8 protein-coding genes are annotated in these 8,387 nt (G+C 74.2%); 2 read left to right on the top strand and 6 right to left on the bottom strand.

Annotated elements, in window-relative coordinates; all coding sequences use genetic code 11:
* Positions 1–253: 253 nt before the first annotated feature.
* The 3 genes from ACIBEA_RS35840 to ACIBEA_RS35830 form a co-directional block, all read right to left on the bottom strand.
* Positions 254–817 (bottom strand): GNAT family N-acetyltransferase, encoded by a 564-nt coding sequence (locus ACIBEA_RS35840; RefSeq protein ID WP_399267388.1) that lies wholly within the window; start codon positions 815–817, stop codon positions 254–256.
* A gap of 13 nt (positions 818–830) precedes the next feature.
* Positions 831–2,135, bottom strand: coding sequence for a GAF domain-containing protein (locus ACIBEA_RS35835; protein WP_399267472.1), 1,305 nt, complete (start codon positions 2,133–2,135; stop codon positions 831–833).
* Between the two features lie 303 nt (positions 2,136–2,438).
* Positions 2,439–4,073, bottom strand: a complete 1,635-nt coding sequence (locus ACIBEA_RS35830; RefSeq protein WP_399267387.1) for an acyl-CoA dehydrogenase family protein — start codon at positions 4,071–4,073, stop codon at positions 2,439–2,441.
* 17 nt (positions 4,074–4,090) lie between these two features.
* On the opposite strand from ACIBEA_RS35830, the gene ACIBEA_RS35825 reads away from it, so the two are divergent.
* A complete protein-coding gene (locus ACIBEA_RS35825) occupies positions 4,091–5,206 on the top strand; it encodes a YihY/virulence factor BrkB family protein (RefSeq protein ID WP_399267386.1) in 1,116 nt (371 codons plus the stop codon).
* Between the two features lie 76 nt (positions 5,207–5,282).
* Here the strand turns inward: ACIBEA_RS35825 and ACIBEA_RS35820 are convergent, their stop codons facing one another.
* The 3 genes from ACIBEA_RS35820 to ACIBEA_RS35810 are packed head-to-tail and all read right to left on the bottom strand — an operon-like array spanning position 5,283 to position 6,800.
* A complete protein-coding gene (locus tag ACIBEA_RS35820; protein ID WP_399267385.1) occupies positions 5,283–5,681 on the bottom strand; it encodes a VOC family protein in 399 nt (132 codons plus the stop codon).
* A 39-nt stretch (positions 5,682–5,720) separates the two neighbouring features.
* Positions 5,721–6,116, bottom strand: coding sequence for a cupin domain-containing protein (locus ACIBEA_RS35815; protein ID WP_399267384.1), 396 nt, complete (start codon positions 6,114–6,116; stop codon positions 5,721–5,723).
* A 36-nt stretch (positions 6,117–6,152) separates the two neighbouring features.
* Positions 6,153–6,800, bottom strand: a complete 648-nt coding sequence (locus ACIBEA_RS35810) for an ArsR family transcriptional regulator (RefSeq protein ID WP_399267383.1) — start codon at positions 6,798–6,800, stop codon at positions 6,153–6,155.
* A gap of 345 nt (positions 6,801–7,145) precedes the next feature.
* Here ACIBEA_RS35810 and rsgA point away from each other — a divergent pair, with 345 nt between their 5' ends.
* A complete protein-coding gene (gene rsgA / locus ACIBEA_RS35805; protein WP_399267382.1) occupies positions 7,146–8,267 on the top strand; it encodes a ribosome small subunit-dependent GTPase A in 1,122 nt (373 codons plus the stop codon).
* Positions 8,268–8,387: the final 120 nt, after the last annotated feature.

Raw genomic sequence — 8,387 nt, 5'->3', positions numbered from 1 at the left:
CCCGGCGCCCGCCCCCCGGCCGCCCGGCCCGCCCGGCGGCCGCCGCGCGCGCCCCCCCCCCCCCCCCCCCCCCCCCCCCCCCCCCCGGCGAGGCTGGATCTGGCCGACGTCAAGGCCGGACGTGGCCGCCGCTGCCTCCGGCGGCGCCTCAAACGCCGGCGGGGCTGAACCTGGCCGGGGTGGCCGATTCAGCCTCGCCGGCGTTTGAGGCGCCCCCCGGAGGGGTGGTGGGACGGGTGCCCCCCGCCAGGGGTCAGGCTCCGGGCCAAGGGCCCGGGGTCGGGGTGTCGGCCTTGGACTCCGTCTCCGTGTGGAAGAGCCGGAAGCCGCGCCGCCGGTAATTGTCCATCGCCGTCGGCCCGTCCTGGCTACAGGTGTGCAGCCAGACCCGCTTCGTCGCATCCCGCTCCGGCCACCGCGACGCGAGGTCCCACGCCCGGGCGATGCCCACCGACAGCAGGTGCCCGCCGATCCGCCGCCCCCGGAAGTCCGGCAGCAGCCCGAAGTACACGATCTCCACCGCGCCGTCGTCCTGCGGGTCGAACTCCACGTACCCCGCCGGCGTCCCCCGGTCGTAGGCCACCCAGGTCTCCACCCCCGGCCGCCCCAGCTGGCGCACCCACTCCTCCCGGGTCAGCGACAGCCGGTCCGTCCAGTGGATGTCACCGCCGACCGAGGCGTACAGGAAGCGGCTGAACTCGGGCGAAGGGACCTCCGCACGCGAGATCGTGATCTCGGAACCTGGAACGACCGCCGGAACGAGGTCGTCCGGCGAGGTCATCTCCAGGGACCAGGTGGTGAGGGTGAGGGTGCTCATGCAGGTCAGGGAATCACATCCCGGAATCACGGCCCCAGCCGGCGGCCCCGTCACCGCGGACCGCCCCGGGCCCCGCCGCCCGCTCCGAGCGCGCCCTGAGCACCGCCGGCGCGCTCGAATGCGGCAGGAGGTCCGCGGGCCGCTCCGGCCGGACCACCTCCACCTCCACGTCCTCCGCGAACCGGTACGGCCGGTGCGTCAGCACCCCGGCCAGGTGGCGCCGTACCCGCGAGAGCTCGGCCCGCACCGTCACCGTCCGCGTCGCGTCCCCGAACAGCTCCAGCGCCAGCTCCGCCGCCGTGCGCCCCCGCGGGCTCTCCGCCAGCAGGAACAGCAGCTCCGCGTGGCGCGGGCTCAGCTCCTGGGTCCAGCTGCCCGCCGCCCCGAACACGGTCGCCGACCAGGTCCGCGCCCGGCTCAGGTCCAGCACCACCCGACCCGCCGCCGCGCCCGTACGGACCTCCTCGATCCGCAGCAGCCAGCCGCCCGGCAGCGGCTCCACCGCGCAGTGGCCCAGCTGCGGGACCCAGTGCCGGCCCGGCCCGAAGGCCTTGGGCAGCGGCACCCGGTCGACCGGGGCCAGCCCGGTCACCGCCGCCGTCCAGCCGTGCGGGTCCACGGCCAGCGCCCGCCCCGGCAGCCGCGCCAGCAGCGGGGCCGCCACCGACCGCAGCCGCTCCAGGGACTCCAGGTGGCGGATCCGCAGCTCCCGCTCGGCGAGCCGGGCCACCGAGGCCACCCAGGTCAAGGTGGCCGGATGCATCGTGGCCAGCGGCCCGCTGACGTCCACCACGCCCAGCAGCTGCCCGTCGCGCGGATCGTGCACGGGCGCCCCCGCGCAGGTCCAGTCGTGATGGGTGGAGACGAAGTGCTCCGCCGAGAACACCTGCACCGGCCGCCGCGTGACCAGGGCGGTGCCGACCCCGTTGGTCCCGACCACCGCCTCGTCCCAGTCCGCGCCCACCCCGAACCCGAGCCGGTCCGCCCGGCGCAGGATCGAGGAGGCGCCCTCGCGCCACAGCAACCGCCCGTCCGCGTCCGCGATCACCATGATGTGCAGCACCTCGTCCAGGTTGGGGAGCAGCCCCTCGCGCAGCACCGGCAGCAGCGCCCGCAGCGGCGACACCTGGCGCCGTTCCTCCGTCTCGGCCGCCGACAGCATCCGGGAGCGGGTGTCCCGGTCCGGGTGCATCCCGCCGGCCATCATCCGCCGCCAGGACTCGGCGATCTCGGGGCGCGGCGCCGCCGGCGGCCGGTCCCCGGCGAGCGCGGCCGCCCGTACGCCTCTGAGCAGTCGGGCCGCGTCGCGCGCGTCCATCGCGGCGAGCCGCGCCACGTCGACCGCGGTCCCCGCGCCACCTGCAGTGGTTGCCACCGGATCCTCCTGAATGAACCGGACCGTGCGTTGGGGATGCCCCATCGGACTCACAGGTTGCAACGGTCTGCAACTCTCGCCAAGCCCCGGTCGCCCGATCGAAACTGTGCGTCACGCCGACAGGCGGCGTGAAGGCTCCTCCTCGGGGCTGAAACCGGAGCAGGTGTGGTGCCGAGTCGGCGCGGCGCCACCCTGCTGCCGGCAGACGGGCCCGGGTCCGGGCTCGGAGCGGTTTGGGGACCTCTCCTAACCCGCGATCCGCGCCCGTTCGACCACCGCGCCCAGGTCCAGGCTGTGCGGCAGGGTCCCGAAGGCCGTGCCCCAGTCCCGGCCGAGCCGCGAGGCGCAGAAGGCGTCGGCGACCGCGGGCGGGGCCCAGCGCACCAGCAGCGAACCCTGGAGCACCAGCGCCATCCGCTCCACCACGCGCCGGGCCCGTGCCTCGATCCCCTCCAGGTCGGCCAGCTCCGTCAGCAGGTCCTTCACGGCCCCGTCCAGCCGGTGATCGGCCCCGCGCGCGAGGCCGACCTCCTGGAGGAAGGCGTTCAGGGCCTGCGGCTCGCGCTGGAGCGCCCGCAGCACGTCCAGCGCCTGTACGTTGCCCGAGCCCTCCCAGATCGAGTTCAGCGGGGACTCCCGCAGCAGCCGGGGCAGCCCGGACTCCTCGACGTACCCGTTGCCGCCCAGGCACTCCAGCGCCTCCGCGACGGCCGGGGTGCAGCGCTTGGTCACCCAGTACTTCGCCGTGGGCACGGCGATGCGCAGGAAGGCCCGCTCCTGCGCGGTGCCCGCGTCGTAGGCGGCCGCCAGCCGCAGCGTCAGCACGGTGGCCGCCTCCGACTCGACGGCCAGGTCCGCCAGTACGTTGCGCATCAGCGGCTGGTCGATCAGCTTCGCGCCGAAGGCGGAGCGGTGCTCGGTGTGGTGCACGGCCTGCGTCAACGCCTGCCGGATCAGCGAGGCCGATCCGATCACGCAGTCGAGCCGGGTCGCGGCGACCATCTCGATGATGGTGCGCACCCCGCGGCCCTCCTCGCCCACCCGCCGGGCCCAGGTCCCGTCGAACTCCACCTCGCTCGACGCGTTCGACTTGTTGCCGAGCTTGTCCTTCAGCCGCTGGATCGCGAAGACGTTGCGGGTGCCGTCCGCCAGTACCCGCGGCACCAGGAAGCAGGTCAGCCCGCCCGGGGCCTGGGCCAGGACGAGGAAGCCGTCGCACATCGGGGCCGAGCAGAACCACTTGTGCCCGGTCAGCAGGTATTCGCCCGAAGCGTCCAGCGCCACCGCCCGCGTGGTGTTGGCGCGCACGTCGCTGCCGCCCTGCTTCTCGGTCATCCCCATGCCGAAGAGGACGCCCGACTTCTGCCCGGCCGGGCGCAGCCCCTGGTCGTAGACGTGCGAGGTGAGCCGCGGCTCCCACTCGGCCGCCAGCTCCGGGTCCGTGCGCAGCGCCGGCACCGCCGCGTGGGTCATGGAGACCGGACAGCCGTGGCCCGCCTCGGCCTGGGACCAGACGAAGAAGCCGGCGGCTCGCCGCAGGTGCCCCGCCTCGCGCCCCCAGGCGTCGGTCAGCCCGCTCGTCACCGCGTGCCCGAGCAGCCGGTGCCAGGAGGGGTGGAAGTCCACCTCGTCGATCCGGTTGCCGTACCGGTCATGTGTGCGGAGCTTCGGCGGGTTCTCGTTGGCCTGGGCACCCCATTCCTGGGCCTGCGCGGAGCCCGCGGCGCGCCCGAGTTCGGTGAGTTCCTCCCTTACGCCCGGGAGGAGTTCGGGGTCGAGGTGCCGCTCCACCCCCTCGGTGAGGGCGCGGTCGCCGCCGTAGACGTCGTGCCCGACCAGGGGCGGTGCCTGGTTGCTGACTGTGTGGGTGGTGGCTGCCATGCCGATACGGTAAGGAGGTGCAGCCAGCAAAAGAAACACCCGAGCGGCCTCCGGGTCGGCTCCACCGGGCCCGGGCCCTTTATCGCAACGTGTCCAAGCGCAAGATGTCCTGGCTGCTGCTCAAGGACACGGTCAACTCGTGCATCGAGTACCGGATCCTGGGACTCGCGGCCGAAGCGGCCTTCTTCACGCTGCTCTCGCTGCCGCCGCTGTTCCTCGGCCTGCTCGGGCTCGTCGGCTACGTGGACGGCTGGAGCGGCACCACCTCGGTGCAGAGCATCGAGGAGAACATCCTGCGGGCGGTCGGCACCGTGCTCTCCGACCGGGGCGTCAACGACATCGCGAAACCGATGCTGGACGACGTGACCCGGCAGGCCCGACCCGACCTCATCTCGCTCGGCTTCGCCTTCGCCCTGTGGTCGGGCTCGCGTGCCGTCAACGTCTTCGTCGACACCATCACGGTCATGTACGGCCTCGACGGCCAGCGCGGCATCGTCAAGACCCGGCTGCTGGCCTTCCTGCTGTACGTCGTCGCCCTGCTCGTCGGCTCGGTCGTGCTGCCGCTGCTGGTGGTGGGTCCGGACGCGGTGGTGCGGTGGGTGCCGTGGGGCACGGAAGTGGTGGCGGTGCTGTACTGGCCGACCGTCACCCTGCTGTCCATCGTCTTCCTGACCACGCTCTACCACGTCTCCGTGCCGGTGCGCTCGCCGTGGATCGAGGACGTGCCGGGCGCGCTGATCGCACTGGCCATGTGGGTGTTGGGCTCGTTCCTGCTGCGGATCTACCTGACGAACACGGTGGAGGGGCCGACCATCTACGGCTCCCTGGCCGCGCCCGTCGCCGTCCTGCTCTGGATCGGGATCTCGGCCTTCGCCGTCCTGGTGGGCGCCGCCGTCAACGCGGCCATCGACCGCGTCTGGCCGTCGGTGGCGACCGCGGCGGCCCGCGAGGCCAACGAGCGGGTGCGGGAGGCCGAGGCGGCCCAGCTGGTCGCCCGGGCGGCCGCCTGGCGGGCCCTGGCCGAGGGCGAGTCGGAGGACGACGAGGACGCGGGGATGCCCTCCGAGTTCCCCGAGCGCTGGTCCAAGTTCCTCCCGCCCGAGGACTACTCCTCCCGGCTGCGCAAGCACTGAACCCCGCCGACCCCGCGCACCCGTCGGGGCGGGCGGGATCGGCGGGGTCGGCGGGGTCGGTGAGGCCCGTACGGCGCTACGCGTTCGCGGCGAACAGCGAGACCGCGGCGCCGTCCGGGTCCAGCACGATGGCGTAGCGCTGCCCCCAGAAGGCGTCCCAGGGCTCCCGGTGCGCCGTACCGCCGCCGGCCGTGGACAGCTCGGCGTACAGCGCGTCGACCTCGGCGGGGGAGTCGCACAGGAAGGCCAGCCCGACCCGGTCCGCGCCCGGTGCGGGGCGCTTCCACTCCGGGTCGAAGGAGCGGATGACCTCCACCGTGTCCCAGCCGATCCGCAGGCCCCCGGGGAGGGCGGCCTCGACGTGCGGTTCCCGGTCCGCCGCGGCCGGGACGTCCAGCCCGAGCCGGCGGTAGAAGGCGAGCGAGGCGGCCATGTCGGAAACGACCAGGCCGATCATGTCGAGTCGTGGCGTCATGCCGACCACCCTAGGTCGCGGGCCCGCCCGGCCGCGGGATCAGTGCCCGGCGCCGCCGCCCCGGCAGCCGCAGCCCTGGGCGGCGGCGCGCGGCAGCCCGTCGGTGAACTCGCTTTGCGAGAAGACCGCGAGGACGGTCGCGTCCTCGGTCCCCTCGTTGACCAGGGTGATCTCCTTGCCGGCGGGCAGCATGGCGAAGCCGCCCGGAGCCACGGTCTGCGCACCGCAGCCGCAGGAGGCCACGACGGCGCCGCTGACCCCGGTCAGCAGCAGCTCCGACGCGCCGTGCGCGTGCGCCGGTACGGTCCCGCCCGCGGGCACCTGGATCCTTACGGCGGCCAGCGCGCGGAAGGGGCCGCCCGCCGGGTCGAGCCGCAGCGCGGGGCCGCTGCCGGGGGTGGTGTCGAGGGCGGTGTCGATGGTCATTCCGAACATGGGGTTCCTTCTGTAGAGCGTGCGGTGGTGCAGTGGTCAGTGGTCAGTGGTGCGGGGGCGCAGCAGTGCGGCGCACGGGCCGGGGCCGACGCAGGGCCGGAGTTCCGCGGTGGTGTCCGTGGATTCCAACAAGCCCTCCAGCACCCCCTCGTGGACCGCGCACACCACGTCGGGGTGGGTGTGCACCAGCCGGCCGTACGGGCAGTGGCACAGCAACACCCGGGCGTCGCCGGGCTCCCGGCGGGGCCGGAAGCCCAGCCGCGCCGTCAGGGCGAAGACCTGCTCCGCGGCGGGCGCCGGGGGCCGGCTCGCGGCGAGCCGCCGTCCCCACTCCCGGCCGGCGGACCGGGGGCCGGCGCGGTCCCCGTCGGCCGTCTTCACGACCGCCTCGGCCAGGGCGTCCGCGAGGTCGCGGAAGGCCTCGGCCCGGTCCTCGCCGCCGGATTCCGTGGCGGCGTAACGGAGGCGGGGTCTGCCACGCCTGCGGCCCGGGCCCGGTGCGGGGGTGGCGGTCACCAGCCCCGCCTTGCCGAGCACCGCCAGGTGGTGGCGCACGGTGGCGGTGGAGAGCCCGGTGGCATCGGTGAGTTCGGGGACGCTCGGCAGTGCGCCGTCGGCCTCGCGCAGCAGCGCCAACAAACGGCGCCGCGAGGGGGCGGCCAAGGCGTGCTCGGCAGCGGTCATGCTCCGAATTTAAACGGCGCGGATCGCTGGAAATGCCGCGAAAGGTCCCCTCGGAAGGGGTCGAAGAGCCCGAGATCCGGCCGGGGAAGGAGAGCCCGAAAAAGGGTTGGCGCGGTGGCGCGGGCGCGCGCTACCGTGAGCTCGTTCACGCCGAGTGGACCGGAACCGCCGTGTGCGGATCCGTATTTCACAGGAGGTGAGTCCATTGATGACGGTCGTTGCGCAGGGCACTGCCCGCACCCAGCAGCTCATCAATCTCATTCCTGTGGTCTCCGGCTGACCTTCACCTCATCTTCCGCGCGCAGCGCGCGCGTTCTGCCGGGGCCACCCTGTGAAGGGTTCCCCTTGACCTCCTCTGCCTTCCCGCAGATCGCTTCGCTCCAGCTTCCGCTCCAGCACGCCCTCGGCCCGTTCGGTTGGGACGACGCCTGGGCCGCCGCATTCGCGCCGTACGCCGAGCAGGGCCTCGTGCCCGGCCGGGTCGTCCGGGTGGACCGCGGCCAGTGCGACGTCATGACCGCGGACGGGATCGTCCGCGCCGACACCGCCTTCGTCACCCCGCACGACCCGCTGCGGGTCATCTGCACCGGTGACTGGGCCGCCGTCGAGGCGGTCGGCTCCCCCCGTTACGTCAAGGCGTACCTGCCGCGCCGGACCGCCTTCGTACGGTCCACCTCGTCCCAGCGCTCCGAGGGGCAGATCCTCGCGGCCAACGTCGACCACGCGATCATCGCGGTCTCGCTCGCCGTCGAGCTCGACCTCGGCCGCATCGAACGCTTCCTCGCCCTCGCGTGGGAGTCCGGCGCGCAGCCGCTGGTCGTCCTGACCAAGGCGGACCTGGTGCCCGACCCGGTCACCCTGGGCCACCTCGTCCAGGACGTGGAGACCACGGCCCCGGGCGTCGAGGTGCTCACCGTCTCCTCCCTCACCGGGGAGGGCACGGACGTCCTCACCGCGGTCGTCGGCTCCGGCACCAGCGTGCTGCTGGGCATCTCGGGCGCCGGCAAGTCCACCCTGGCCAACGCGCTGCTCGGCGAGGAGGTCATGGCGGTCCAGGCCGCCCGTGACGTCGACGGCAAGGGCCGGCACACCACCACCACCCGCAACCTGCTCGCCCTGCCGGGCGGCGGGGTCCTGATCGACACCCCGGGGCTGCGCGGCGTCGGCCTCTTCGACGCGGAGGCGGGCGTCGGTCAGGTGTTCTCCGAGATCGAGGAGTTCGCCGCCCGGTGCCGCTTCCACGACTGCGCCCACGAGGCGGAGCCGGGGTGTGCGGTGCAGCGGGCGGTGGAGGAGGGCGAGCTCCCCGAGCGACGGCTGGAGAGCTACCGCAAGCTCCTGCGGGAGAACCAGCGGATCGTGGCCAAGACCGACGCCAGGCTCCGCTCGGAGATCCGGCGCGACTGGCGGATGAAGTCCGCCGTGGGCCGTGCCAACCACGCGGCCAAGCGCGGCGGCCACGCCTGACCGGTCGCGGGGGGGGGCCCCCCCCGGCCCGGGCCCCCCCCCCCCCGCGCCGCCGGGCGCCCGCCGCCCCGAGCCGGCCCACGCCCCGAACAGCCCCGACGGCCCGGGCGAGGCGAAGTA

Source organism: Streptomyces sp. NPDC051555, from assembly GCF_044454405.1.
Lineage (GTDB): Bacteria > Actinomycetota > Actinomycetes > Streptomycetales > Streptomycetaceae > Streptomyces.
Note: the sequence above shows the minus strand (reverse complement) of the source record. Positions and strands in the feature narration are given on the sequence as shown.